The sequence below is a fragment of the Endozoicomonas sp. Z74 genome, assembly GCF_057680865.1.
In genome coordinates this window covers 1-26,076 of record NZ_JBLYZI010000087.1, presented here as the reverse complement: position 1 = coordinate 26,076, position 26,076 = coordinate 1, and the positions used below count along the sequence as shown (strand labels likewise).

Annotated in this window: 26 protein-coding genes; 15 read left to right on the top strand and 11 right to left on the bottom strand. The window is 52.1% G+C overall.

All coding sequences use genetic code 11. From position 1 onward, the window contains the following. Positions 1–106: 106 nt before the first annotated feature. The gene (locus tag ACNRUY_RS20075; protein WP_488113442.1) at positions 107–1,432 is read left to right on the top strand and encodes a hypothetical protein; all 1,326 of its coding nucleotides are present in this window, start codon (positions 107–109) and stop codon (positions 1,430–1,432) included. A gap of 23 nt (positions 1,433–1,455) precedes the next feature. Here ACNRUY_RS20075 and sctU read toward each other — a convergent pair whose 3' ends face one another. The 8 genes from sctU to sctN are packed head-to-tail and all read right to left on the bottom strand — an operon-like array spanning position 1,456 to position 8,344. After that, positions 1,456–2,505, bottom strand: coding sequence for a type III secretion system export apparatus subunit SctU (gene sctU / locus ACNRUY_RS20070; protein WP_488113441.1), 1,050 nt, complete (start codon positions 2,503–2,505; stop codon positions 1,456–1,458). An 18-nt stretch (positions 2,506–2,523) separates the two neighbouring features. Next, positions 2,524–3,333 carry a type III secretion system export apparatus subunit SctT gene (sctT, locus tag ACNRUY_RS20065; protein WP_488113440.1) on the bottom strand — a complete coding sequence of 270 codons (810 nt, stop codon included), beginning with the start codon at positions 3,331–3,333 and terminating at the stop codon, positions 2,524–2,526. Continuing rightward, on the bottom strand, positions 3,333–3,599 hold the full coding sequence (gene sctS / locus ACNRUY_RS20060; RefSeq protein ID WP_488113439.1) for a type III secretion system export apparatus subunit SctS: 267 nt from the start codon (positions 3,597–3,599) through the stop codon (positions 3,333–3,335). The genes sctT and sctS overlap by 1 nt, the downstream gene beginning before the upstream one ends. 10 nt (positions 3,600–3,609) lie before the next feature. After that, positions 3,610–4,260, bottom strand: coding sequence for a type III secretion system export apparatus subunit SctR (sctR, locus tag ACNRUY_RS20055; RefSeq protein ID WP_488113438.1), 651 nt, complete (start codon positions 4,258–4,260; stop codon positions 3,610–3,612). Then, the gene (gene sctQ / locus ACNRUY_RS20050; protein ID WP_488113437.1) at positions 4,257–5,318 is read right to left on the bottom strand and encodes a type III secretion system cytoplasmic ring protein SctQ; all 1,062 of its coding nucleotides are present in this window, start codon (positions 5,316–5,318) and stop codon (positions 4,257–4,259) included. Before sctQ ends, sctR begins: the two co-directional genes overlap by 4 nt. Beyond that, positions 5,305–6,498, bottom strand: a complete 1,194-nt coding sequence (locus tag ACNRUY_RS20045; protein WP_488113436.1) for a hypothetical protein — start codon at positions 6,496–6,498, stop codon at positions 5,305–5,307. Before ACNRUY_RS20045 ends, sctQ begins: the two co-directional genes overlap by 14 nt. Further along, positions 6,495–6,986, bottom strand: coding sequence for a type III secretion system stalk subunit SctO (gene sctO, locus ACNRUY_RS20040; protein WP_488113435.1), 492 nt, complete (start codon positions 6,984–6,986; stop codon positions 6,495–6,497). The genes ACNRUY_RS20045 and sctO overlap by 4 nt, the downstream gene beginning before the upstream one ends. Continuing rightward, entirely contained in the window at positions 6,983–8,344 is a 1,362-nt protein-coding gene (gene sctN / locus ACNRUY_RS20035; protein WP_488113434.1) for a type III secretion system ATPase SctN, read from the bottom strand. The genes sctO and sctN overlap by 4 nt, the downstream gene beginning before the upstream one ends. Before the next feature lie 296 nt (positions 8,345–8,640). Between sctN and ACNRUY_RS20030 the strand changes: the two genes are divergently transcribed. The 14 genes from ACNRUY_RS20030 (at position 8,641) to ACNRUY_RS19965 (ending at position 23,101) form a co-directional block, all read left to right on the top strand. Next, positions 8,641–9,921, top strand: coding sequence for a hypothetical protein (locus ACNRUY_RS20030; RefSeq protein WP_488113433.1), 1,281 nt, complete (start codon positions 8,641–8,643; stop codon positions 9,919–9,921). A gap of 254 nt (positions 9,922–10,175) precedes the next feature. Beyond that, positions 10,176–11,294 carry a type III secretion system gatekeeper subunit SctW gene (gene sctW, locus ACNRUY_RS20025; RefSeq protein WP_488113432.1) on the top strand — a complete coding sequence of 373 codons (1,119 nt, stop codon included), beginning with the start codon at positions 10,176–10,178 and terminating at the stop codon, positions 11,292–11,294. Further along, entirely contained in the window at positions 11,257–11,658 is a 402-nt protein-coding gene (locus ACNRUY_RS20020) for a type III secretion system chaperone family protein (RefSeq protein ID WP_488113431.1), read from the top strand. Before sctW ends, ACNRUY_RS20020 begins: the two co-directional genes overlap by 38 nt. A 24-nt stretch (positions 11,659–11,682) precedes the next feature. After that, complete coding sequence (sctX, locus tag ACNRUY_RS20015; RefSeq protein ID WP_488113430.1) at positions 11,683–12,045, top strand: type III secretion apparatus assembly protein SctX; 363 nt, start codon at positions 11,683–11,685, stop codon at positions 12,043–12,045. Continuing rightward, positions 12,045–12,389 (top strand): type III secretion apparatus assembly chaperone SctY, encoded by a 345-nt coding sequence (gene sctY, locus ACNRUY_RS20010; protein ID WP_488113429.1) that lies wholly within the window; start codon positions 12,045–12,047, stop codon positions 12,387–12,389. Before sctX ends, sctY begins: the two co-directional genes overlap by 1 nt. Next, positions 12,373–14,490, top strand: a complete 2,118-nt coding sequence (gene sctV / locus ACNRUY_RS20005) for a type III secretion system export apparatus subunit SctV (RefSeq protein ID WP_488113428.1) — start codon at positions 12,373–12,375, stop codon at positions 14,488–14,490. The genes sctY and sctV overlap by 17 nt, the downstream gene beginning before the upstream one ends. Positions 14,491–14,549: 59 nt before the next feature. Beyond that, positions 14,550–14,984 (top strand): hypothetical protein, encoded by a 435-nt coding sequence (locus tag ACNRUY_RS20000; RefSeq protein WP_488113427.1) that lies wholly within the window; start codon positions 14,550–14,552, stop codon positions 14,982–14,984. Positions 14,985–15,200: 216 nt separating this feature from the next. After that, entirely contained in the window at positions 15,201–16,073 is an 873-nt protein-coding gene (locus ACNRUY_RS19995; RefSeq protein WP_488113426.1) for a hypothetical protein, read from the top strand. Positions 16,074–16,131: 58 nt separating this feature from the next. Next, complete coding sequence (locus ACNRUY_RS19990) at positions 16,132–16,647, top strand: SycD/LcrH family type III secretion system chaperone (RefSeq protein ID WP_488113425.1); 516 nt, start codon at positions 16,132–16,134, stop codon at positions 16,645–16,647. A gap of 28 nt (positions 16,648–16,675) precedes the next feature. Further along, the gene (gene sctE, locus ACNRUY_RS19985) at positions 16,676–17,740 is read left to right on the top strand and encodes a type III secretion system translocon subunit SseC family protein (RefSeq protein ID WP_488113424.1); all 1,065 of its coding nucleotides are present in this window, start codon (positions 16,676–16,678) and stop codon (positions 17,738–17,740) included. A gap of 28 nt (positions 17,741–17,768) precedes the next feature. Next, positions 17,769–18,806, top strand: coding sequence for a type III secretion system translocon subunit SctB (gene sctB / locus ACNRUY_RS19980; RefSeq protein WP_488113423.1), 1,038 nt, complete (start codon positions 17,769–17,771; stop codon positions 18,804–18,806). Between the two features lie 15 nt (positions 18,807–18,821). Next, positions 18,822–20,288 carry a hypothetical protein gene (locus ACNRUY_RS19975; RefSeq protein WP_488113422.1) on the top strand — a complete coding sequence of 489 codons (1,467 nt, stop codon included), beginning with the start codon at positions 18,822–18,824 and terminating at the stop codon, positions 20,286–20,288. A gap of 24 nt (positions 20,289–20,312) precedes the next feature. Then, positions 20,313–20,753 (top strand): type III secretion system chaperone, encoded by a 441-nt coding sequence (locus tag ACNRUY_RS19970; RefSeq protein ID WP_488113421.1) that lies wholly within the window; start codon positions 20,313–20,315, stop codon positions 20,751–20,753. Between the two features lie 209 nt (positions 20,754–20,962). Further along, positions 20,963–23,101, top strand: coding sequence for a hypothetical protein (locus ACNRUY_RS19965; protein ID WP_488113420.1), 2,139 nt, complete (start codon positions 20,963–20,965; stop codon positions 23,099–23,101). Between the two features lie 13 nt (positions 23,102–23,114). On the opposite strand, the gene mltC is transcribed toward ACNRUY_RS19965, so the two are convergent. From mltC to gloA, 3 genes are all read right to left on the bottom strand, one after another. After that, entirely contained in the window at positions 23,115–24,287 is a 1,173-nt protein-coding gene (gene mltC, locus ACNRUY_RS19960) for a membrane-bound lytic murein transglycosylase MltC (protein ID WP_488113419.1), read from the bottom strand. 75 nt (positions 24,288–24,362) lie between these two features. Then, positions 24,363–24,692 (bottom strand): type II toxin-antitoxin system HicB family antitoxin, encoded by a 330-nt coding sequence (locus tag ACNRUY_RS19955; protein ID WP_488113418.1) that lies wholly within the window; start codon positions 24,690–24,692, stop codon positions 24,363–24,365. A gap of 624 nt (positions 24,693–25,316) precedes the next feature. Next, positions 25,317–25,724, bottom strand: a complete 408-nt coding sequence (gloA, locus tag ACNRUY_RS19950; protein WP_488113417.1) for a lactoylglutathione lyase — start codon at positions 25,722–25,724, stop codon at positions 25,317–25,319. Between the last annotated feature and the right edge of the window lie 352 nt (positions 25,725–26,076).

The window sequence follows — 26,076 nt, the reverse complement described above, 5'->3', positions numbered from 1 at the left end:
ACCTTCTCAAGCTTGATACTTCAGTGAAGGCTGGTATCAAGAACAAACGTAAAACCTGTGGCTGGGATGAAGACTATATGATGAAAGTGCTTGGGCTGATTGATTCTTGATCATGTTTTTGCCCTGGGAATGCCCCCCAAAAGACGGTAAAAAAGCGTTCAGGAATGTGAAATTTATCTTTGATACTTCACTCTGTGATAAAACAACTGTGCTTGATTTTTCCTCAGAGTTCTATAAAACGGGTTACAAACTGGATTTTTCCGGTGATCGGAAGGTGGTTGCCTATTACCTGGATCCATTTAATCCTATGTCCATTTGTCAGGTTACCCCTGCTGCTAGCGTCGGGTTTGTAATGGATTCCTCAACAAAAAGTACGATTTCTTTGATTACTGAGGGAGAGAATGGCATAGAAAAAATTGATCTGACAGGTGAAGGTGCTGAATGGTTGGAGGGATCCGGTACCATTGACATTGACATTGACGGTGTCCCTGGTGATGCTCCGATTGAGCAATTGGATACAGAACTAGCAGGGGGGGTACTGGATAGCAGGGAGTCAGGGAGTATTCCTGCTTTCCGGGAAGGCCGAAGGCGTCACCAGGAACACCGGTGTTTTAAAGATGATGATAGCCCTTACCACTATAAAGCCCGAGTGATAAAGAATGAGCTTTTGTTCGATAGCTCAAACGAGAAATTTATCAGGGATAGGTTTGAAAAAAATGTTGCTGGCAAGTTTTGGAGTGTGGATTTTTGGTATAGCCAGGTGTTTTTACCAATACTCAATCGTTTTAGTATCTGTTTTAGTGAAAGTGATCCAGAAAAAGCCTGTCTTTATAACAGGTACGCTAACAAATGTTTATGTCTCGATCTAAGTGAATATCTATTTTTCAAAGAGGAAAAGTTTTGGTTTCCCATAGGTTCTGAAAGAACATTACATTGGGCTAAGGCTCAAGATGTAATAAAGCGTGATGATCGAGAAAAATCCCAACCATTTTTTATGCGGCATGGAATGGGGAGTAGATTTCGAGATAAGATGAAGCCGGTTTATTGCACATGCGAGGCCGGGGGAGATATGGGGGTTACCTTTGAAGATAGGATGCCTGATACAACAGAACGGTATCTTGAGAAACACTGCTATTACGAAGACAATCACAATAATGTAGAGAAATGCAAGCCTTTTCGAATTCTGGTGATTGGGGGAGATAAAGAGGGCATAGACGACTTGGTACATGATATGGACACGGAAGAGGGAAGTGGGGATCTGGTGGAAGGGTCCGGTGATTTTCTGGAAGCCGGAAGTGGAGATACTCCTCCTTCAATCTTTTCCCATACTGATCCCAACAATGATAGAGATAAAGTGTCATCAGCGTCGGCTAAAACTGAATTGGGAATATCTGCTTTAATACTTTGGCTGATGGCTAGCTACTTGAACTGAGAGGGGGTTGAGGTTTCGTCATGTTATATCTGATTGACCTCCCGGTTGACCTGCTCAGCCCATCTTAATACTTCCGCTACCGGCTGGATTAACTCAGAGGGAATGTAATCGCCAATCTCTGTGTCGGCCTGGAGGGTCCTGGCCAGGGTAACCTGCCGCATGACCGGTATATTTTCTTCCTCTGCGATCCGGATAATCAGGGCGGCCCTGGCGGCCAGGCCTTTAACGGTGACCATGGGCAGAGGTGTTTCTCCCCGACGGTAACATAAGCCGATGGCGATATGGGTCGGGTTTGTGACAATGGCGCTGGAATTCCTCACCGAGCGACGAACATTGGATTGAACCTCCTGGTGAAGCTGACGGCGTTTGCCTTTTATTTCCGGGTTGCCTTCGGTCTCCCGGTACTCTCTTTTCACTTCATCCTTACTCATTCGAAGCTGTTTCCGGTGCTGATACCGCTCAAAGAAATAGTCTGCTGCAGCAATCAGCACAAAACCCGTGGCGGCGTAAAGTAGCAGCTGCTTTACTTGTATGGCTACGGTGGGAAGCAGGCATTGTTCCTGACAGTGGCGCATGTCCAGCAGGGTTCCCAGGTTGTTTTTGAGTACCAGCCAGACCAGAAAGGTGAGCAGGGTGACTTTTAACAGAGACTTGAACAGCTCCATCAGGTTTTTCAGGGAAAACAGTCGCTGTGCGCCTTTAAAGGGATCTACCTTCTCAAACTTGGGAATGATCGGATCGGCGGAAAACAGCACTCCTGTCTGGGCAAGGTTTCCCACCAGAGCGGCGATCAGGGCGGCACTGAGAATGGGGGCTAGCAACAGCAACAATTCATGCAGCAGCCTGGGAAAGAGGCGAATCAGGGCCTGATGAAAAGGCTGGTCAAGGAACTCCAGAGGCAGCAGGGTCAGGGCTTTCAGATGATTCAGGTAAAAGTCGCCCATGGCCAGCAGGGTGCTGACAATGGCCAGAATTATCAGAACCGAGGGAATTTCCCGGCTTTTTGCCACCTGGCCTTTTTTTCTGGCGTCTCTCAGACGTTTCGGGGTGGCCTGTTCGGTTTTTTCACTCATGTCATCAGTGTTGCCTGCTCAAGGCTGTGGACTGGAAATCAACTGAAATATCTGCTCTATGGCCTCTGGAAGGTGTTGCACCGGGGTCGCCAGGCGGGTCATCAAAAAACCGAAATAAAGGAGCAGTACTGCGCCGCCAATACCGCTTTTCACCGGCATGGAGAGAGAGAACACATTCAGCTGGGGGGCAAACCGGCTGATCAGGGCAAGACCAAATTCGGCCATGAACATGGCAATGATGACCGGGGCGGCGAAGATGACCGTCATTTTGACCAGCGCCCCCAGCTGGCTGGCCAGAAAATAGAGGCCTTCTGTCTGTATTCGTGGATAAAAGTCAGTGACAGGCCAATAAAGGTAGCTTTTATACAGCATTCCCAGCAGTAGCAGCAGGGCACCGCTGGAAAAAAACAGAGTTACCAGGCTCTGGGTGAGCAGTATGCCCAGGGGGGAGGACTGGGTTTCCAGGGCCGGGTTCAGGGAGGAGGCCATGGTAGCTCCCCTCTGATTATCAATAAAAAAGCCACTGGCTTCAGCCACCCAGAATGGCAGGGAAGCACAGAACCCAACCATCAGGCCAATGGCGGTTTCCTTAAGTACAATCCCCACAATGGCGCTTATGGGCTTGAGCAAACTTATGGGTAAACTCTGCATCTGATCCACGACAGTCGGGCATATAAACAGTACCAGACTGAACACAACGCCGTTACGGATCAGCCGCCCCCCCAGCATTTTTTTACCCATCACTGGCAGAATAATGAACACAGCCATTAACCTGGGCAGTGACAGCGTAAAGGCGGTGGCCGCCTCCCGCAGTGGCTCCAGCTCCATCAGGTCAGCCCCGGCATGGTATTGAACAGTATCAGGGTGAAATTCAGTAACTCTGCCCCCAGCCAGCGGGCGGTCACCAGCAATGTGACGCTGACCGCCACCAGTTTAACCACAAACCCAAGGGTCTGCTCCTGCACCTGGGTCAGGGCCTGAACCAGGCTCACCAGTGTGCCAACGATGGCTGCCACCGCAATGGGTGGCATTGAGAGCAGAAGGATCAGGAGCAGGGCCTGTTCACTGTATTGAATGATCTGGGCTTCATTCATGGGTACCCCCTCAGGAATAACTGCCTACCAGGCCGTGAACGAGGCGGGTCCAGCCATCCACCAGTACAAAAAGCAGCAGTTTAAAGGGCAGTGAAATGGTCATGGGTGACACCATCATCATGCCCATGGCCAGAAGTATGTTTGACACCACCAGGTCAATGGCAATGAAAGGCAGGTAAAGGAGGAACCCCACTTCAAAGGCCAGGGTCAGTTCACTGACGGTAAAGGCCGGGAGTAATATCAGCAGGCTGTCTTTTTCCAGCCGTCTGATATACGCCTCTGGCCAGATATCCGAAGCCGTTTTCTGGAAAAAATCGATTTCATTATGGCTGGCGTGGTTTATCAGAAACTGTCGCAGAGGGAGCAGTCCCTGATTCCAAAACTCAATGACCGAATCCTTGTTTCCCAGGCTGATATCGTGTGCCTGCCAGTAGTCAAAGATAGCAAATCCCACCGGGGCCATGATGTAGAGGCTGAGCAGCAGCGCCATGCCATAAAGGGCAATATTGGGAGGGATCTGCTGGATGCCCAGGGCGTTGCGAACCAGTGAAAAGACCACGGTCAGTTTAATGAAGGAGGTGGCCATGACCGCCAGGAAGGGAATCAGCGATAGCGCCAGTAACCCGGTAATCAGGGTAATGGGATCTGGCAGGGCGTTCATTGGGCGGTGTCCTGACCTCCGAAGCGGACAATCCTTACCCCCGTATGCCGGTCGATTCTGACCAGTTCTCCTTCAGCGATTTTCTGGCCGTTGACGGTAATTGAGACCGGCTGTTCAATCAGGCTGTCCAGCTGAAACACATACCCCGGTGACAGGGTTTTCACCACCTCAAGAGGAAGGAGCACGCTGCCCAGCTCAAAATCCAACTGGATGGGCAGTGAGTTCAGGTCCGGTTGGGCTTCTGTGGTTTCTGCTGTGACAGGGGGATCTTCTGTCAACGGCTCATTGAGGGGATCCTCTCTGGTTTCCATAGCCACTCCCGTGCAGGTACTCACGATGCATTGGTCATCGGTCACAGTCCCCCGGGCAATGGCTTTACCGTTGGCCCTGAGGGTGACTGTGCCAGGCTCCAGCGGTTTATTGTCGAACAGGACAATGTCTCCCGGCTGAAGATGGGTAAAATCGCTCCAGTACAGAGTAGTCGAGCCTGTGACCAGTGTTATGCGGATAGGGAGACGCTCCAGCGTCTGATGAGGGTGGGTAGAGAGTTTACCAATCCATCGTCGTGCGGCTGGATCAGAACCTTCCATAAAGACAAGCAGGGGAGCGGGTTCCTGGCCTGGAGTTGTCCTGGTCAACAACAGGCTCAGAAAAAAGAGGGGGTTGTCGCAGGTACCGGGTTGGAGCTGTTCGACAGACAGCTCACCTTCCAAATGATCAATCATCATGGGATACAGTGGGGCAAGGCTTTTTTCCAGCAGAGCCATCACCAGTTCCGGGGGCAGCCCTGGCAGGGCATTGACGCTCAGGCTCTGGTGAAGCCACTGCTGCATCGAATGTTCTGGTGTGTACAGGGTTAGGTTGACGCTTCCCACCTGAAGATGGAGCTCAAGGGTTGAGGATGGCAGTTCGGTGGTGAGTGAAACATTGACGGTGAACCGGGCGGATTCTGTATCAATGACCAGAGGCCAATGGGCGGATGAGAGGTGATTCCCCAGGGCGATCTGGTCTGGGCTCAGGAGGGGGGCCTGGAAAGGCTGACAGTCACTCAAGCTCATCCTCATCACTCTGGCTGTGGTAATGCTGACGTGAACGTCCATCCGGTAAAGCGTCGCCTGAAGATGACAGGACGACAGTGGTATTAAGCTCCGGGCAGGCCTGGTTCATTTGCTGGATCAGGCTGTTTTTGTGCTGACTGATAAAGGCGGCATTTTCCGGTGTAGGCTGGATGTTGACTTGTAACTGGCTGCCGTTCAGATTGACTTCAATGCGGGTACCGTTCCAGACCCCCTCCTTCATTTGCAGCTGAACCTGTCCATAGTCTGCTTTCACCGGCAGGGAAACACGGATGGTTTCAACCAGCCGGTGAATCTGTTCCATCCGTTCAATGGGACTGGCTGCAGTATGGATCGTTGAAGCCCGGGGGGAGTGCATGGCCTGCAATAACTGATCTCCGGAAATGATCTTATCCGGTGTGGGGTGTTCTGAGAGTGTGGTTGGTTTTTCCGGGGCCATGCTTTCTTCCATTGTTTGCTTCGTGGGGGGCAGTGGAGAGAGCTTTCCCTGTTCCTGTCCGCTTCGTTGCTCCTTAATGGGTGGAGAGAGCGGGTTTGATGATCCGGGCGTTTCGTAAGCCGGGTGTTTCTCTTTCGCAATGGGCACCTGGTGAATGGGCGTTATTGGTTTCTCATTGCCAGTCTCTGGGGGTTTATGGACTGGGTGGAGGGCTTTATGCTCCCCAGACTTGAGTGGCTCTTCCTGGTGCGGTTGTTTGTGGTCGGTTGGGGTTGCATTGGGTTGAAGGGGGGCTTCTTCAGCTTTTAATCCGGCTACTGGGATTGGGACGCTGGAGCCTGGAATAAGCTTGGACAGGTTTACAGACTCTGGTTGAGTGTCCGATGGTTTACTTCTGTGACCGGCTCCACCCTGTTGCCAGTTTTGTTGCTTATGAACGGTTGTGCCAGCCTGTTTGAGTGGTAATTCCCCAGTGTTGCCGGTATCTGTTTGCCCGGTTATTTCTGTGAACTTCACGGAATCCAGCTCACCGGAGATAACGGTTTTTTTCCGGTTGGGTTGTTTTGATTGCTTACCCCTGACCGTTTCCGGTGGTTTCCGCATCAGTTCATCAAACGCTTTTTCCAGCTCACTGGTTGATGGCGGCGTTGATTGCTGTTGAATAAGGGCGTGATCTGAAGTCTCGGGTTCCACCGTCAGGGGCGGGGGGTTCTGAATGCTCATGGTATCTGCCTCTCCCGGGACATCAGTAATACATGGTCTTCCTGATCCAGTTCTTCCTTTTGGGCGTTATCCTGTTGATCCAATTTAGCCTGCCGTGATGTGATTTCCTGGAATTTTTCCAGTTTTTTACGGGCACGGTGATAGTCATCAGTGCAGGCCTCCAGCAGCACCTGCTGCTGTTCCAGGTTGAGCTGGGCTTCAGAGACCTTGATGGACAGCTGGTTTTCCTGCCTTTGCAGTTCCGCCAGGGTGGCCTGGAATTCATCCAGCTCTTTTGATGTGCACTTTTTTGATGAGCTGTTGGCCTGGCACAGTTGTTCAAACAGCCGGTTCTCTTCTTCCGGACGCCATATCTGATATTGGTCCAGTGCCTGCTGGCTTTGGGTCAATTGGTGCTCAGCCTCACTGACCTGATTTCTCTGATGAGTCAGGGCACTCTGTGCCGTCTGTTCCCGGCGCCGGGCGATGGCCATCAGTCTGGAAATCATCCGATACCTGCCACGCTCAACAGTTGAGAGACGGTGTCCGGAAAAGCCTGAAACTCGGTTGTGCTCTGGCATAGCAGGGCATTAATCGGCTCTATGCAACGGATGGCTTCATCCGCCAGGTCATCGGAGCCGGGCTGATATTCCCCAATCTGCAGCAGCAGCTCAATGTCTTCGTATTTGGCCAGCAGGGCTCTGACCCTGGCGGCGGCTGCAAGGTGTTCAGGAGAGACAATCCGGTTCATCACTCGACTGGCACTGCGCAGGACGTCAATGGCTGGATAGTGGCCCGCTGCCGCCAGTTTTCTGGATAGAATGATGTGACCATCCAGCAAAGATCGGGTTTCGTCGGCCACCGGTTCATTCATATCGTCCCCTTCCACCAGGACCGTGTAGAAGGCGGTGATGGACCCTTTACTGGACTGCCCGGCCCGTTCCAGAAGGCGGGGCAGGCTGGCAAACACTGAAGGGGGATAGCCTCTCCGGGTTGGGGGCTCCCCAGCGGCCAGCCCAATTTCCCTGAGCGCCCGGGCATAACGGGTGACTGAGTCCATCAACAGCAGCACACGCTGGCCCTGGTCGCGAAAATATTCAGCGATGGCGGTGGCGACGCAGGCGGCTTTGGTTCTTTCCATGGCCGGACTGTCAGAGGTAGAGACCACCACCACGGATTTTTTCAGGCCATCCGGTCCCAGATCGTGCTCAATAAACTCACGGACTTCCCGACCCCGCTCGCCAATAAGAGCCAGTACGGTGACATCGGCACTGGACGAACGAACCAGCATACTCAGAAGAGTGCTCTTGCCACAGCCGGCGGCAGCAAAGATGCCTATTCTCTGGCCTTGTGCACAGCAGAGCAGGCCGTCAATGGCTTTCACGCCCAGATGAATAGCCCTGTCCAGGGGGGGGCGGGACATTGGGGATGGGGGATCTCCATAGACGGGCCGCCATTCCTGTATTTGAAAAGTGTTTGGGTCTTGATCATGGTCGTTGCCCGCGCTATCAAAAGGCATACCCAGACCATTCACCACTTGCCCCAGCAATTCAGGGCCAACGGGGATACTGTGTTTACGGCCTGAGGGAATCACCTCTGTCCGGGTTGACAGACCCTGCATATCCCCCATGGGCGTCAGCAAGGCATGGTTTTCCTGAAAGCCAACGACTTCTGCCTGGAGTTTCAGGCCACTGACCGGGTCATGCAGGGTGCAAAGCTCTCCCATCTGGACGCCGGGTATCAGGGCTTTCACAATGGCGCCTACCACCTGGATTACACGACCATGCACAGGGAATAAAGCGCTGTTATTCAGACCAGATTTCAGGTTGTTAAGTAGTGTATTTGTGGAGTGGGTATAGATCGTCATTGTTAAAAGGGGAGCAGAGCATCAGAGCTGGGTTATTCCATGAAGCAGGCCTATCAATTCTATGACAGGTTAAGCTGTTCTGCAGGATTATTCTGATGCGGTTGTGTTTTTATAGTAAATAAAGATGGCTTCTGTTATGAATTTGTTTTCTGAAAAAAAAGAGATATTTTATCTATGATGAGTACCTTCAATAACCTTAACGGCTGCTGACTAACAACAAGGGACAGAAGTATAGATGGACGCTAATTATACTGCCTTTTCACATTGTCTGGGGTGTAGGCCTGAATTATCAAACAATGCTTTTTAAAGGTGAAAGAATGCTGCGACATGACTATTTCTTCTACCCCGCGGTAGCAGGACTGATTGCTTCCTTGTTTTTTAGTGTTGGAGCGGCAGGTGAAGACTCTGTTGTTGACTCCCTATTGATACATACGGACTACGAAATAAAAGTGAAGCAGGTTTTTCTCAATAGTGGAACTGACCGAATGGTGTTGCCAACTATTTTGGCGAGTAGCTTATTTCAGGAGTGGAAATGGGGAGGTGCTTTTAATAAGAGGCATGCTCAGTATCTGCCTCAAGCCAAAACCATGGTTCAAGGATGTTACTCTAATGATGATTTGGATGAGGAGAATGAGAGCTTCTTTCAGCAGGAATTGGATGAGAGGCGTAATCTGGACGCACAGGTCCGAGATATGAATGAAAACTTAAGCGAACTCTTTAATCCCATAGAACAAGAGTGTAATACGCCAGCCAGTCAGGGGGATGAAGAGGCATGTGATGCCACTCCTACTACCGAGAATCCAAAGTCAGGTAATAATAGTGACGGCAATGGTCCCCACCAGGAAGAGGCAGAGATAAGCGACTCGGCCTCGGCACAATGCGCAACTTCGCCCTCAACTGATGAGGTGATTAGGTCTGACTCGAAAATACTTCTTGTTGCTCATGGCAGCCATTTTGATAAGGAGGGTAACCCATTTACTGATCAAATTAAAGCGCTTCTTAAATTGTTTAGACTGCTGCATTGCTCTGTTAGTTTATACATTTCTACAAGTACAAGTAATATAGATATGCTTATTCGAGATAAAAAATTGGTATTTGTATTTATGGATAAAAATTTACTTCAGGATGAAAGCTGGAATCGTTTCTTAGTATCGAGCCTGGTTTCTTCCTCAGATGCTTTTGTTGGAGGCAGTTACACTCTTAGGATGATTCGGACGTTCAAAGAAGGACAGCAGGGTTTGACCGAAACATTTGAAACCAAGGGTATCAGGGGGGTCAATATAACTCAATTGAACTCAGGAATTGTGCGATCTCTCACGGGGATGGTATGTCTGTCTCTTACCAATGAAGAAAAATCAGTGTTAAACAACAATGCAGATGACATAGTGAAGCAGCTTGCTAATGAGTGGCCATGGGGAGCGCCACCCCATACTGCTGCTGTCGCTGCGGATAACGATCAGTTTGATAAGGTTACTCCAAATAGCGACAGTGAGGATCAGGACTCCTCTGATGAGAGCGACGAAGAAGACGAAGAAGTAGAGAGAAAGTCGTGCCCGTGGCCATGTACAATATTATAATTTATGGGACTCTTTAATTCCGGGTCCCGGAATGAGTTGCATTGATGTGAAAGCACTGTTGTATGTCGTCGTATAGATCACTCGCTTTTGCGGCACTACGGCATTTTCACAGGAGCATGAAAATAACCCTGATATACTTACCGGGTAATCCTATGACCCAACAAGGTTTTTAAATAGTCTATTTTAGACGACAGTATTTCGTTAATAGTGTTGACTACTTGACCTCTTCGTAATTATCCGATGACTGAATCTCCATGAAACCGGTGAGCGAACCCTCCCCAGCGGCAACAGGGCCACGGGAACATCAGATTGACAGCGGGCTATCAGGCACCTCCGTCAATACACAGGGGCGTTATCAGGGCATGCCCGCAAAACTGGTCAGTGACCCGCGATCTCTGGTTGACTCAGCGGCAGAGGAGATGACCTTTGCCCTGGCTGAGAAGCAGGGTGACAGCCACTCACGCAGAAAAAAACGTGCTGATGGTCGGGGTGACCTCCGGGAAGCCCTGGGTATCCAGCATGAGCTGATTCGTGAGGTGGAATTACAACGTCAGCTGTCGGACAGTGCCGATAAACTGAAAAAGCAGGGACTGCAAACCGTTCGCCAGTTGCGGGCTTTTCTGGAGCAATACGATCCTGACGCCTACCAGCAATACCGATTGCTCCAACATACCCGGGAATCCCTTGGGGAGGTACCCGGCGATCATCCTTTGAGAGCGCTTATCGATTCTGCCAGCCAGGAGTTGGAAACCTCGGCGAGTGAACAGATCCGGGCCGGGGTCAATATTCAGGGAGTGGCGGAAGCCTTTGCGTCACAATCACCGGGGATGGATGACCGGAAATGGCAGGGTGTTTATCAGACTGCGGTCCTTGATTACGGAGGGCTTGCCCAGACCTGGCAGAAGCTGCTGGATCAGCACAGCGCCGGTGGTGTGGAGGAGGGGGTTCGTTTTTTGATGAAGTCTCTGGCGGCGGATTATCGGGCCCATGGTTCATCGATTGATAAAACCCAGCTGTCCATGATCATGCAGGATATGCAGAAATTACGGCTGCTGAACACGCTTTATGAACGTTGCAATGAAGTATTGGAGCGCAGGGGGTTACCCGGTTACAGCGGTAGGCGTTTTATGTCGGATGTTCTGGCGATTCAGGACAGTCAGTGGCTGGAAGACTCTGCGATCAGGGCTTTCACCCTGCTGGCGGGTGAGGCAGGCAGTGAATCCGTGATCGGCTTTCTGCGGGAACTGAAGGGGTTGTTTACGCTGCTTCCTGCTGAAGCGCTGGGTGGTGAAGAGCACCGTGAACAGATTGTGGATCGGATTCAGGCTTTCCAGGATGACCATATTCACACGGAGGAACGTCGCCGTGGCTGATGGCACCCTGTCAGTGGTCACGGAGTTCTGTCGTTTGATGGGGCTTTCCGTGGCCAGTCTTCCTGCCATGATTGAGCTGGAAGGCTCTGGTCAACAATCCAGAATTCTCTGCTTTGAGCGGCATGGAGAGCAGTTGCTGGTTCTGATGAGCCGTATCCTCCTAGCCAGCGATAAGGTGGGGGAAGTAAGAACGGCCCTGACTCAGTGCCATTATCGAAAGCAATCAACGATGCAGCTTCAAGTGGGGCTGGGCCCGGGGGATGCCCTGGTATGGATTGCCCGGCTACCGCCAGAGAAGGTGTCTGTCACTCACCTGGAGCGGGTGGTTAATCAATTAACGAGATTGCATGATTTCCTGTCATGACTCTTTTATGAAAAAGTGCCTGTCATGAACATTTCGCCATTGAATGTTGGAATTGACTTCGTTCAGCAGGAAGCGGAGACACAGGCTGCTGATCACTTACCCGGTGCGCGGTTATTGCCTCCGGACGGTCAGGCAGTGACTAACCATCTTTCCCTTATGTTTCCCCCGGGACGGTCGGAACAGCTCCTTGAGGCGTTTGCCCGGCCAGAGGTCAATGAGGCCCTGTCTTCCCCCAGGCACAACCAGCAGGTCTTTGAAGCCCTCTTAGCCACCCTGAGCGATTCCCCAGAGGGCTCTGCCGCATCACTGGCTTATACCCTGTTGCAGGATTACCAGGGTGACCTGGTTTCCCTGAAAGCTAACCTGAAAAACCTGGTCCAGGCGTAATGCTCCTTTCTGATTTCGAGCGACAATGGTTGATTAATAGTGCCTGGGCCTGTCTGAACTATCACCAGTTGCAGCAGGCCAGGGTACTGATTGACTGTGTTCTTGAAAGCTTTCCCGATGATCTTACCGCATTGAAAATGAGTGCCGTGGCCCTTCTTCGATGCGGTGAGTACCCGCAAGTGCTGAAAACCCTGGACCAGCTGATGAGCCAGCCCCTTCAGGCCGCTGACAGGGCGGCTGCCTGTCTTTGTCGAAGCCGTGCTCTTTATCAGCTGGGGAGGCCCGCTGAGGCAAAAGCCTCTCATTCCCAGTACCTGGAGGTGCTTGATGAATTATCGGGCTGAGGCCATGCGCTGGTTGAACCGGCTGACCCAGCGCAGCGACGTGATGCTGGCCATCCTGTTGATGATGGTGATCTTTCTGATGATTCTGCCGCTGCCTACGGTGCTGGTGGATATTCTGATCGGTATGAATATTGGTATCTCCGTAGTGCTGTTGATGCTGGCGATTTACATTAGCAGCCCCCTGGAATTCAGTGCTTTTCCTTCGGTTCTGCTGTTGACCACACTGTTCCGGCTGGCACTTTCCATCACCACCACACGACTGATTCTGCTTCAGGCGGATGCCGGTCAGATCGTCTATACCTTCGGCGATTTTGTGGTGGGGGGTAACCTGGTGGTGGGGCTGGTGATCTTCCTGATCATCACCATTGTCCAGTTTATGGTGATTACCAAGGGCTCTGAACGGGTGGCAGAAGTCAGTGCACGTTTTTCTCTGGACGCCATGCCGGGTAAGCAGATGAGCATCGACGGAGATATGCGGGCCGGGGTGATTGATATGCAGGAAGCCCAGAAACGGCGTACTAAAGTCCAGAAGGAAAGCCAGCTGTTTGGCTCCATGGATGGTGCCATGAAGTTTGTCAAAGGGGATGCCCTGGCCGGGTTGATCATTGCCGTGGTGAATCTACTGGGGGGGATTGGTGTGGGTGTGATGCAGCATGACATGACCGGGGCTGAGGCCCTTGGAACCTATGCCATCCTGACCATTGGTGATGGTTTGATTGCCCAGATACCGGCGCTGCTGATCTCCATCACCGCTGGCATCATTGTGACCCGGGTGGGGGATGAGGAGGATGAACAGGCCAACCTGGGAAGCACCATTGGCCGTCAGGTGACCGGCCACCCAAGGGCTCTGTTGATCGGAGGCGCCCTGCTGCTGATATTTGCGGTATTGCCGGGTTTTCCAACGCTGACTTTTCTCTCTCTGGCGGCGGTTATAGGCGGTGGCGGCGTGCTGATGGTCCGAAAAATCAAAAGGCTGTCGGCGCCTGGCCAGCAGTCACTGATCACTCACACGGCCAGTGCTGATCATGGGCCGGTGACCCGGACAGATACAGGGCCTGTGTCCGATGAACCGGATGCGTTTGCCCTGACAGTGCCTTTGCTACTGGATGTTTCTTCCTCATTAAGAACGGTGCTGGTGGATGCCGGGCTGGATGATGAGCTGGCCCGTTTGAGAAAGGCACTCTATATGGATCTGGGGATACCTTTCCCCGGCATTCACCTGCGTTTTAATGAACTGCTTGAAGCCGACTGTTATCAAATTCATCTTCAGGAGGTGCCTGTGGCCCGGGGGTACCTTAGAAGGGACTCCCTTTTGTTGAAAGAGCCTTCTGAAACGCTTTCGATTCTGGGCATCAAAGTGGACCAGGGAGAACACTTCCTTCCGGGGCGTGATACCCTCTGGGTAGCCGCGGAGCATGGTGAGGACCTGGAAGCCGCTGGCCTGGGGTTTTTAAGACCTATTCAGGTGTTGTCGTATCATCTGGCCCATGTTCTGAAAACCCATGGAGAGGATTTTATCGGTATCCAGGAAAGTCGGCATTTGCTCGAGCAGATGGAAGGAGGATATGGCGAACTGGTCAAGGAGGTCCAGCGCCTGCTGCCCCTGCAGAAAATCACCGAGATTTTCCAACGACTGGTGTCAGAGGATATTTCCATTCGTAATCTGAGAGCCATACTGGAGGCCATGGTGGAGTGGGGACAGAAGGAAAAGGATGTGGTGCAGCTCACGGAATATATCCGATGCAACCTCAAACGTTACATCTGTTACAAATACAGCAATGGGCAGAATATTCTGCCCACCTATCTGCTGGACCCATCCCTTGAAGATACGATCCGCGAGGGCATACGCCAGACCTCGGGGGGCTCCTATCTGGCCCTGGAACCTTCTGTGACCCGGGCCTTTGTAGAGCAGGTGAAAACCACGGTGGGTGACATCGGAAAAATGCAACGGACGCCGGTTCTGATGGTGTCCATGGACATTCGCCGGTATGTCCGCAAGCTGCTGGAGGGGGAGATGGATGAACTGCCGGTGCTCTCCTTTCAGGAAATGACCCGGCAGATCAATGCCCAGCCCATGGGGCGGGTCAGGCTGGCGCTTTGACTCCCTCTCTCTCTTATTCGCAGCCCCCTTATCCGTCTCCTTATCTGGAGTCGGATCCTGTGACGGAATGGTTAAGGAATCGGGGAAAAAAGGTGTTCTGCCATTACCTGACAGGCTCCTCACTGGTGACCGGGGGACGGATTCGTTTGTTGAACTCTGAGCTGGTTTACCGGGTAGAACCCGAAGATACGGTCCTGATTCTGTTGTACCGAAGCCTGTCAGCCAGGAGGGGGTTAACAAACCGTTTCAGAGACCTGCTGGTTTTCTGTGCTCTGGTTGCGGATGAGGTGGCTTCGATTCGTTACATCAAGGCGAAAGCGATTCCCTGGCCTGAAGCCAGTGGCAAAGGGTTGGGGCAGGAGAGGCTGCAGACCCTTTACTGTCAGCATATTGGTACCCGTCGGGTGAATGGGTGGCTCTATTTTGATCTTGAGGATTATCGCCATGCTCCTGAAAACTGCCGTGCTTTTTTAAAAAAGACACTCGTCCGATGATATCGGAATGGAGTGGGTTGATCCGGCAGGGTTCTGGTTTTTTTATTACTTCACGTCAGTTTGTCTGCAAAAGTTAAATCGGAATCTGATAATGGTTGCTGAATAAGCGACTATGCTCCACATACTGTTGGAAAAAACATTGCGAAAATGAGTCATGATTATTTCGACATGCAGAGTTGACATGACTTTTATCGGTTGTAACCGGGAGTGACTTCAATGCTCGACTCCGTCCGTTTAAGTTCACCCCCCTATCTGGTGGAGAGGAGTGAGTCCCTGCCCCAGGCGGAGGATTTTGCTGAAAGGCTTCTGCGGGAGGGAAGCTCTTTTCGTGAACTGGAAAGCCAGGGGTGGGGGCTGAACTTTAATCATCCAGACTTTAAAGATCAGTTGATCTCATCATTGAATACGGCCATCGGTTATTATCAGCATGAGAATAACCTTTCCGGTGATCTTGAACCGGGTGAGGCAAGCAGATTTCTTCGGCGATTTTCCAGAAAGGCCTCCAGCGTCCTGGAGAAAGACCCTTCTCTGGCATCTGACCCTTCCAGCTGGCTAAACGCTGTTGTGGCATCTTTTTCCGGTTCTGAATCAACTGCTTCCAGAGAGTTGGGGCAAGCGACAGGTCATCAATATCAGCAGGACAGTATCAGCGCCACTAACGGCAGAAACGTTCTGGATGTCTATGAGAAGAAACTGAAAGAGGCCTCTGCCAGAAAAGACGTTCATTACCAAAACATCAAGAAGTTGATCGAAGAGCAGGAGCATCTGAACAGTGCCCGCTCCAAAGTGAACAAAATTGTCAATGCCCATTCCGACAGCAAGCCAGGGGATGAGCTTTCATGGCCTTCTTTTACAGCTGAGGAACAGGCTGTGCTGACTAAGTACAGCTTGTCGGCGGGCAGTAAGAAGAAAAGTGACCTCCAGAATTTCTCGGAAAGAATCGGGAACCGATCCAAACAGCTCAGTGAAAACTCACAGCTGGAAACCACCGATATGCAGGATGCCATCAACCAGTACAACAACGTGACTGAAGCCATTAGTAAGTTTATTCAGAAAATGTACGACACCAGTAAAGCCTTTATGTCCTGACTGGGTCGATGGTTTTCTCTGTCGCGGAGAAAGCCACTCAATGAAAAGGGTCGTTATTATGAATAACCCGACGGGCAGTGAGCCCTCCCCGGAAGAATTGGCAGAAGAGCTGATGGAGTTTGTGGCTTCAGGTGGCACCCTGAAGACCCTTGAGGCGATTCCCCCGAAAGCCATGGAGGGAGGGTATGCCACTGCTCTGGGTTTTTATGAGAACAACCGTCTTGATGATGCGGAAAAGCTGTTTCAACTGCTGTGTCTTCTGGATCATTACGAACCCCGTTTTTTCATGGGACTGGCAGCCTGTCGGCAGCAGTCGGGCCAGTATGAACAGGCCGTAGAAAGCTACAGCTATGCAGCTCTGCTGGACAGCAATGATCCCCGCCCCCCCTTTCACAGTGCTGAGTGCCACCTTGCCCTTGGGAATACTCCGGAAGCGGAAAGCGGGTTCTATGCTGCCAGCCATTTTCAGGGCGGTGGTGAACGGTTTGATGAATTGCGAAAAAGAGCCCGGGCCATGTACGAGTTGATGCAGAAGCAAAAGCAAACGACAGCGGGTGATAAACCGGGCGAGTGAGTGTTTGTGGATGAATCGGGAGTTTTGAATGATGGATACCGTCAAAGGGGCTAGCCCCGGCAGTGTGCTGACTGCCGAAAATACAGAAGCCCTTGCCAGTCGGGTGAATCAGGTAGCCAATATGGTCTCTCAACCTGCCTCGGTGGAGCCCTCTGAACCGAAAAAAGTCAGCCGACCGGCCATTCTTCTGGACCCTTCGGAATCGGGCTCAGGGGATGACTTCATGCTGGCCCTAATGGTACTTCAGCAGAAGCTTGGCAAGAGCAAGATGCTGGCCACTCGTGAAGATATTCAGGTGGCCAAGGCCCGCAATGAAGAAGAGCACAAGAAGAACCTGGATAAGCTGGCGGAAAGCGCCAAGAAGGCCGAGGAGGCAGAAAAATCCGGAGTATTGCAGAAAGTATTCGGCTGGATTGCCACGGCGATCAGCGTCATTGTTGCAGCGGTCATTACGGTCGCCACCATTGGTGCTGGAGCAGGGGTGGGAGCCATGATTGCCGCTGGCGTTGCCCTGGCGACTACCCTGGCCTCAACGGCCATTCAGGCGGCCAATGAAGTTCAGGTGGAGGTCGGCGGGGTAAAAATGGGGGCTTTTTCAGCAGCCATCTATAAGGCGGCACTGAACAATATGAGCAAAGAAGAAGCCAGTAAAGCGGCCATGGGGTCTACCATTGCCATCCAGATTGCCCTGGCGATTATCGGCATGGTGGCCAGTTTTGGGGCAGCGGGTGTTGGCAAGCTGGGCGAGCTGGCCAACAAGGGAGGGCAGATTGCCGCCAAACTCTCCACCTCGGTGACCCAGGGGCTGAAACAGGCGGGGACGGCCATGAATGTGGTCAGTGGTGTGAATACGGTGGCCTCCAGTGCCGCCGGAATTCATACCTCAGTGAAATCCAGTGAGGCCAAGGATATTGAGGCAGACCGGCTGGATATTAAAGCCGCAATAAAAGAACAGGAAGCCCTGCAGCAGCAATTGCAGGAAAAGCTCAAACAGATGATGGAAGAGATGCAGAGTATTTTTCAGACCATTATGCAGATTCTCAGTGGCAATGCCGATACGGCCACCAGCATTGTCCGGCGATCCATGATTTGATGCCTTTTCTGATGAAGGAGCTGGGCTGATGAATGACGTAACCGTAACCCCCCGTGACTCCCTGGCAGGCATCGCCTCAACCTCCGCTGCAACGGCAGCGGCAGAAACTTCTCTGGTCGCTGGCAGGGAAAAAACCAGGCAAGTGCCGCATAAAGCCGGAGACCCCGTGGCTGTGCCTGACAGGACTAAACCCTCACTGGATCCGGGAGTCACTAAAGCGGACCTCAGTGGTCTTGAGTGCATTCTTTTTGAGAAGCCTGCCGAACAATCCTTACCCGATGAGTCGGGAGAGGGGCTCTCCATCGGCAGCGTCATAAAATTGTTGATCCAGCTGGGACAGGCTAACTGGCAGTCCAGTATGGACAGCCGTCAGGCTGAACTGAAAGCCCAGATAGGGAGTATTCAGAGCCAGGCGGAAAAAATGCGCAATGCATCGGTGCTGGGGATGGTGATGGGTGTTGTATTTGGAGCCGTTGGTATTGTTGGCGGCATTGTTAATGTGGTGGGTTTCATCAAGAGCTTTAAAAGCCAGAGCAAGCTGGACAGTGGCAGTGGTTTGAAAGAACAGCAGGCCTCTCTAAAGCAATCCAGGAATGACCTTGGCAAAATGTCCGACAAAGTAGCATCCAACCGTAACAAAGCCGCCGAAACCCTGGATCCCGCCAAAATGGAAAAATACTGGACCAAGGCCAGTGCTTATGAAGCGAAAGTGGCGGATGCCCAGAAGGGGGTTTCGGAGGGGGAGTCAGCCCTGGCCCAGTTGCAGGCTGGTTTTGAGCGGCAGTCAAAGCTGCTTGATAAAAGCGCTTCCAAGTGGAGCAGTGCGTCAGGTGCGCTGGGGTCGTTTGGCAAAACCGGGGAAAGCGCAGGCCAGTCAGGGGCACAGTTGATGCAGGCGGACACCAAGCTGGAGGAAGCAACCCAGGCCAAACACCAGGCAAAAATGCAGGAGTCCAGTGACTATGTTCAGCACTATAACAATATGATTCGGGATCTCCGCAGCCTGTTTGCTCAGATCAATCAGGATATTAACCAGACGGTTCGCAGTGTGGTCAACAAGGCCTGATAGGGAGGCAGTCTGATGAAAACCGTTGGAGGTGGAGAAAGACTGTCGCCCGTGGTTATACCCAATGCGGTTGAGCCTGTTGTTCATCAACTGTCTTTATCCCCGCAGCCACCATTTGCAGAACCTTCAGTGGCATTTGCAAAGGCATCAGGCAAACGTTCTCCGTCTCTGGATGAACCTTCGGCATCGGCTTCGCCAGCTGATTTTCAGGTATTAATGATGCTACTCGGAGCGCAACTGAAGAAACACCAGGTTGTCTCCGCCCGCCATGATGTTGAAGCCATTCAGGGGTTGACAGCCAGTGAACGACACCAGCTTGAACAGGCGGGTACTCAGCTGGAAGAGGCGACGACGGCCCATCAGGCGGCATTGTCCACCCTTTCCCGGACCATGAAGCGCATTGAGGGCGTTGAGGCAGAGATCGAGTCAGCCGGGCAGGCCCAATCCATGGCTGACAAAGAAGTTCAGGCCAGATACAAGGTGGCAGTCCAGGCAGGGGAAGCTGTGGAAGCGGCCACCAATGGGCTGGAACTTGTCAGAGAGGAGGCTGAAGATGCTGCCCGTCTGGCTGCCGCAGCAGAACAGTCGGCCCGCGACAACCCCACAGAACAAAACCTGGCTGCGGCCAGGGAAGCAGCACTGGTTGCTGAAAGGGCCATAGAGTCAGTAAGTGAGGCCGAGCAGGTGGTGAAAGGTGCCCATGCAGCCCTTGCTTCTGCGGATGAGTCCCTTGATCAGGCTCGCAAGCAGGCTTCAGTGGCCGCTGAGAGAGTGGTTACTCTTCAGGACGAGCTTTCTGCAGCCCGGGATGAGCACTCCCTGGCCAGGACTGAGGTGGAAAAAACCGGTAAAGCCCTGGAAGCCAGGCAACAGTCATTTGATCAGGTTAAGCTCTCTTTGCAGCAAATGGAAAAGTGGACAGACTCTCAGTTAACCGCGGTTTTGGATCATATGCTGACTATGGACAGCCGGGGAGCCAGTGCTTCATTAAAAGCCATGTTGGCCAGTGGCTCTGCTGTAGCGGCAGCTCTCACTGCAATGGTGCTGCAGAATAATACTTCCCTTGATACTCAGACCAGTCAGTCTTCCAGCATCCGGATCCAGTTGATGAACCGGATGGCTGAACGTGAGGAGATAAACAGGGTCTCTCATCATGAGAAAGGCCCGCAGGCACCACAGGCGTTGTCAAGTGATCTAACCAGCCTGTATATCGGTGTATTGGCCGGATTTCAGGTACTCAGCAGGCAATCTCTGACGGAGCTGGCTGAGCCAGAACATACGTCGGCATTCACCCATCAGCCGCTCATTCATCAAAAGACGCGTGACTTGTTGAGAGCCGGAATGATGAACGTTTCCTCAGATATCCATCGCCAGGTAAGAGACGCCGTTAGCCTGATGGCAGAGGCAGGCAGCAGCTTTCCTGATGAAATAGGTGAAGTCGGCAATGCCCGGCCCTATCAAGGGCTGGCCAACAAGGTGTGATAAGTCGTATTGAGGTGTTCCATCATGAGCCATGCTCTTCTGGATGATTTTACGCAATACATGGGGTTGGATAGCCTGCCCCTGGACGACAATGGAGAGGCGTTGCTGGTCTTCGATAATCGACTGCCGGTACTGATCCGTTTCGACTTTGATCAGGGGCTTTTGACGTTTGATGCCGAACTGGGACGTGCCAGCGGCCAGAGGAACCTGGTGATGCAAACTCTGCTGGAAGCTGCCAGCCAGTGGCGCGAGCTGGATGTCTGGTTTTCCATTGAGCCGGACAGCCGCTCATTTCATATTCATCGAAGAACCCGGCTCGCTGATTTTCCAGCGCTTCAGCAATCCCTTGAAAGTTTTGTTGAAGCCGCTGACGGTTGGCAGCAGCTGATCACGGCTTCGGCCTCTGTTGAGCAGGAGCAGCCATCCACGGTTGATCAGAAACCCACTGCAGGAGTGCGCGTTTAATTAACTTTGGCACCTGGCAGCCTGTCGGGCTTATGCTTTCGAGCATAAAATTCAGTAGAACGAGTCAAATCTTTCGATGGATTCGTGCGAATAGCCACTCTATTTAATCGAATTCATCGAAAGATTTGGCCGTTCTTTCTGGATTTTAGGCCGAAATTGTCGTAAGTCCAACAGGCTGCTAGTTCTCGAGTAGTTCAGAAGGTGATGTCATGACCCACCCAACCGGTATTCAATCCCCTCCCGACGGGCTGGCACTTGAGCGCTTCCGGTCCCTGGCCGAAAGTCAGACAGAAGGCAGTTTCAGTCTGGTCTCGGGCCAGCTTCAGGTTGCAAAACGAAAGTTCTCAGGGATGACGCTGGTGGCGGGGCAGGGGCCAGGCAGGCAGCAGGCCCTTGATCTTTTCAAAGAGCGGCTCAAGGAACACTATGGCAGCGAGTTGGCGGATATAACGCTGTCAAGGATGGAGCTGGATAATGCCCACAAGCTGAAGGCCATGAAGGTTCGGTCTCTGGATTATCATCTGGGGCAGGCACGGGACCAGCTGGAGAGCCGCTACCTGACCCCATCGGAGTTTGATAGTTCCGTCGCACGACTTGACTCCAGTGTGCGCCTGAAAACCTGGGTCAATGAGCTAAAAGCCGTTAAGGACCCCCAGCGGCAGCGGGAGCTGGTTCAACAGGGAATCACTGACGTTTATAACCACTACGAGAGCAAGCTGGGCAGCTCTGATGCACCGGCAAGTCGGGATACGGTTCTCAAGGAGCCCCGCTGGCAGGAATTCAGCCAGTTTGTGGCAAAGAACTTTGGCATGACGGTTGTGCGGCCAGATTTCACTGCAGAAGAGATGGGGGTCAGGGCCCAGGAAGCCTCTCTGATGCATGCCCAGGTGACCCAGCTGAAGGACGTAGTGCGGGATGAGGCAAGGAACTGGGTTCACAATGGCCGAACGGGCAGCGTTCAGTTGCTTATGGCCAGCGCCATGCTGGATACCATGAACGGCATGTGGCAGGAACACCTGGGGATGGATAATGCGGACTGGACGGTGAAGGACAGCGGGGCAGGTTCCGGACACTCCAGTCAATGGAAAACCACATCCAAAACCCATGAGCAGACAGTCAGTCAGAGTGGCTCGAAAATGGAGGTGGCCAGTCAGAGAGGGGTCAGTCTGGATACGGAGCACATGAAAGGGCCCGTGAAGCCGATTGTCAATGCAGAGGCTCAGGGGAAAGCGGGTATTGAAATCAATGGCAACAAGTTCGAGGGAGGAGGCAGTGCCAGTGCGTCGGCCAAACTGGCCATGGAGGTGCGAAAAGAGGGAAGTCTCGCCTCCGGGGTAAACTATGAACTGTCCCATGAACATGGCCTGATTGCGGAAGGGGCTGTTTCCACAAAGCTGGGTGTGACGCTGTTTACGGCAAATTCGAGCACCAGCACCACCATCAAGTCTCCGGATGAATATACCTTTGGTTTTGACAGTCCCAGTGGGAAAGCACCTTCAGGCACTGTTGAATTGAAAGGGGAGTTGAAAGCCGGGCTGTATGGCAAGCAGAAAGCCGGCCTTGATCTTGGGCGCCAGGTCCGGCTCGACCTGGAAGCGGAGGAGTTTGCCGGAGGCAAGGCGGAGGGTAAATTGTCCGGCAGCGTCGCTCTTCAGGGCACTGATGGCACACCGGCCGGGGTGAAACTGGAGGGTAAGGGTGACGTTTTTGCCGGGGTTGAAGCCAAAGGTCGGGTGATGGGCAAGTTTTTCAGAACGGAGTTTCTGGAGCATGCACTGCAGGCGTATCTGGAAGGCATTGTACGGGCCGGGGCGGGTGCCAGTGCCTCTGCCAAAATTGAATTCACCACTGAAAAACTGGAGCTTAATGCTTCCGGAGCGGGTGCCGTTGGCGTTGGTGGCGGTGCTGGTTTTGATGTTTCAATCAACCCTCTGGCCCTGGTGGCCTGTGGCAACGCAGCTCTGGCCAGTGCCCTGGGAAGGTTTGACCGGGAGTTGGGCAATGTCTTTGACGAGCGGGCCATCCAGCAGCAGAATCGGGTATTGTTCACTGAAGTGAAAAACAAATTGAACGCTTCCCTGGGACGCTACGAAGGCGTGGTGGACGCTGTGCTCAATGGTAACATCCGCTTTCGGGAGGAGTTACGGTCTGTTGCGGCGGATGCAGGGCTGGATAAACTGGGTCGCTTTGACCAGAATGCCCTGCAGAGTCAGCTGCAGGCCCTGTCTGAAGAAGAACTTGCCCAACAGAAGAGTGACATGGAGAAGAACCCGAAACTGGATCGCCGGGAGCATGTGTTCAGCGTCATGGACAGGGACAAGCTGGACAGTCTGGCCAAGCAGCCATGATCGAGGCTGCAGGTTATATATCACCCTTGTAAAAATCTTTCTGTGCCGCCGTAACTTTTTCAAGATAGCGGCGGGACTCCCCTCTGGGGTGGCGTTTGGTCAGCGCCCAATAGACCTGAGCAGGCTTGAGGTTATTGATTTTCACAATGGCCCGGTCGCGGTTGCGGTCAAAGGTGGCAAAAACATTACCGGCACCTCCGTTATAGGCAGAAATGACCGTGTATTTCCGCGTCAGGGGGTCCCGGATTTCTCTCAGGTAGCGGTTGTCCAGAAGGGACAGGTAGGCTGTTCCCGTATCAATGTTGTTATGGGGCTTAAACAGATAGGCTTTACTGGGTTGTCCCGGACGGTTTTTGATTTTGTCAAACACATCCCTGCCCGCAGTGTGGGGAATGATCTGCATCAGGCCATAGGCGTTGGCATGGCTTACGGCATAAGGGTTAAAGCTGCTTTCAGTGCGCATGATGGCGTAGATCAGGCTTTCATCAATATCGTAGGTGCGGGAGTACTTTCTTACCAGGCTGGCATATTGATACTGACGTTTAATCATATGATCGCCTACCAGATCAAAGTCAACCGCATAGACAGTGCCTTTTTTTGACGCGCGGGTGTTTATCCGGTTATTGAGCAGGTGGTCCGCAAAGCGTTCGGCCCGCCATTGCCAGCGAATGGGTTTGTTGTCCTGATCCAGCACCTGGCCATAGAGCATGGGCTCCTCTCCCAGGGGAACGTCCCGGTCACTGAACAGATCCACTTTTTCAGGGTCGTAAGGAGTCAGGAGTGTAACGATAATGGCGTGGCGGAGATCCGGCTTATCCAGGGTTTCTACATGAACTTTGCCGGACTCGAAATCCACAAACACCCGGGTACGGTAATCATTGGTGTATTTCACATACTCTTTGCGGCTGGCGGTCTTTTCATCACCCCAGGTGACTCTGGCTTCTTTGGTCAGGATTCTGACCAGGGCTTCAAAGGCAATGACATCTTTCTGCAGATCCATGCCCACTGAAATAATATCTCCCGTGGTTCCCAGCTCCTTCAAGGCCGCCTTGGTCACATAGTTGGTGGCGTAACTGGTGGCCTGATCGGCCGTACAGCTGGTCAGCAAAGGGAGGGCAAGGATGATCAGCAGGATGGGTTTCAAGAGCTGCATTATACGGCTGGCGTCCGTGTCGGGTTCAGTCACTATTTTTACGCAGGTGGTGCTGGTGAATCAATGGAATGGAGTGGTTGAATCACACTCCGCTTGTTAAAGAGCGAATCAGTGAAGTTTGCTGGAAATATAACGGTTAAGGCTCACTCCGGATTCTGCCGCCTGAATCACCAGCATTCTGTGGACTTCGGGTGGGATTCTCAGCATCAATTTGCCACTGTAATTTCTGGAGGAAAAAGGTTCCGGGATGGGTTCTTTATTTGTCTCCATATCACGGATGCAATCCTTAACCAGCTGACGAATACCTGCCAAAGCTTTCTCCTGTGATGAGGCAAGCCAGCTCAGACTCGGGAACTCAGCGCATAAACCAGCATATTCCTGATCCTCTTCAGACCAAGTTACTCGATAGGTGTATTTGTCAATTTCTTTTCTAGCCATTGGTTGCCTCCATTCGATCGACTGCTTGCAGAACCTGTCGCACCTGATAAGGTTTGGCTTTGCCCTTGTTGTCCTGGATATTCACTCGAGGGTCGCCCTGCCAGGGTGCTTTGTATACCCTGTGGCTGGTTCCCTGTTGTCTCGGTATACCAAAGTATGAGTCGCAAACCTTGCAGAGATCCTTGAATCTAACTGCCTTGGGGTTGTTTCTCATTTGGTCGAGAATATGTGAAATACCACTCATGAAGGATATGGTAGCATTATTGATACTATTTTCAAGCTGCGAAGACGTCTGCTGCTTGAAGCTGATAGAGTCAGAAAAACTCATTAAATAAAGCTTTTCTCATGGTGCAGGCCCCATGGCATCGGGACTGCCGGGTGACCTTGATGCTGTATATATACCCAAAGGGTTTCAAGCTGCTACGCGGCGGCAAAGGAGCAAAGTCCCAGGAGCTTAGATTAACTATGTGACTGGGATGAGTGATTACCCTAAAGGACCCACAGGACCCACAGGGCCTAAAGGCATAAATGCAGCCAACAAAGTAGCAACATGAAAGGCGACGGTTATACATCAAAGCAAGAGCACCCGGAACGCCCTGAAGAGTCTTGTCAGGAAATAAATATTCAGCCTTTCAGTCCCGCACTGGCCGACTTCATCTGAATCAGCTCGATTTTGTATCCATCGGGGTCTTCCACAAAGGCAATCTCGGTCGTGCCCCCGAGAACCGGACCGGGCTCACGGGTGATTTTTCCACCGGCTTTACGAATGGCTTCACAGGTGGCATAGATATCATCCGCTCCCAGAGCTACATGGCCAAAGGCATTGCCCTGGTCATACTCATCGGTTCCCCAGTTGTAGGTCAGCTCAATCACTGCCTGCTCTGACTCATCGGCATAACCGACAAACGCCAGGGTGTATTTATATTCTTCATTGTCGTGTTTTCTCAGCAGCTTCATGCCGAGGGTTTCTGTGTAGAAGGTGATGGAACGGTCCAGGTTGCCCACGCGGAGCATGGTATGAAGGAAACGCACAGAGATCTCCAGATGAGAGAAAGAAGAGGGAGGATCATACCTGAACAGATTGAAGGGCTAAATGGTTTTGAGATAATTCCAACAACGGGTATTGCTCAAGCAGAAATACAGGTCATTTTTTGTCTGAATTTGATTGATCACTCCACCAGGAACTGCCGTAATCAAAGTGGTTAATTGCAATGCTGCCAGGATACCGGTCACAGGGAAATCGGACATAAATTGGTTTGCATTAGTTCAGATCTGATCTGACAATTCCCTCTTCAAAAAAGGGAAGGGTTACCGATTTAGATAGAGGGTGAAATCACTGAAATCTAAATCGTAAAAAGGTAACCCTTATGATTCATACTAATCA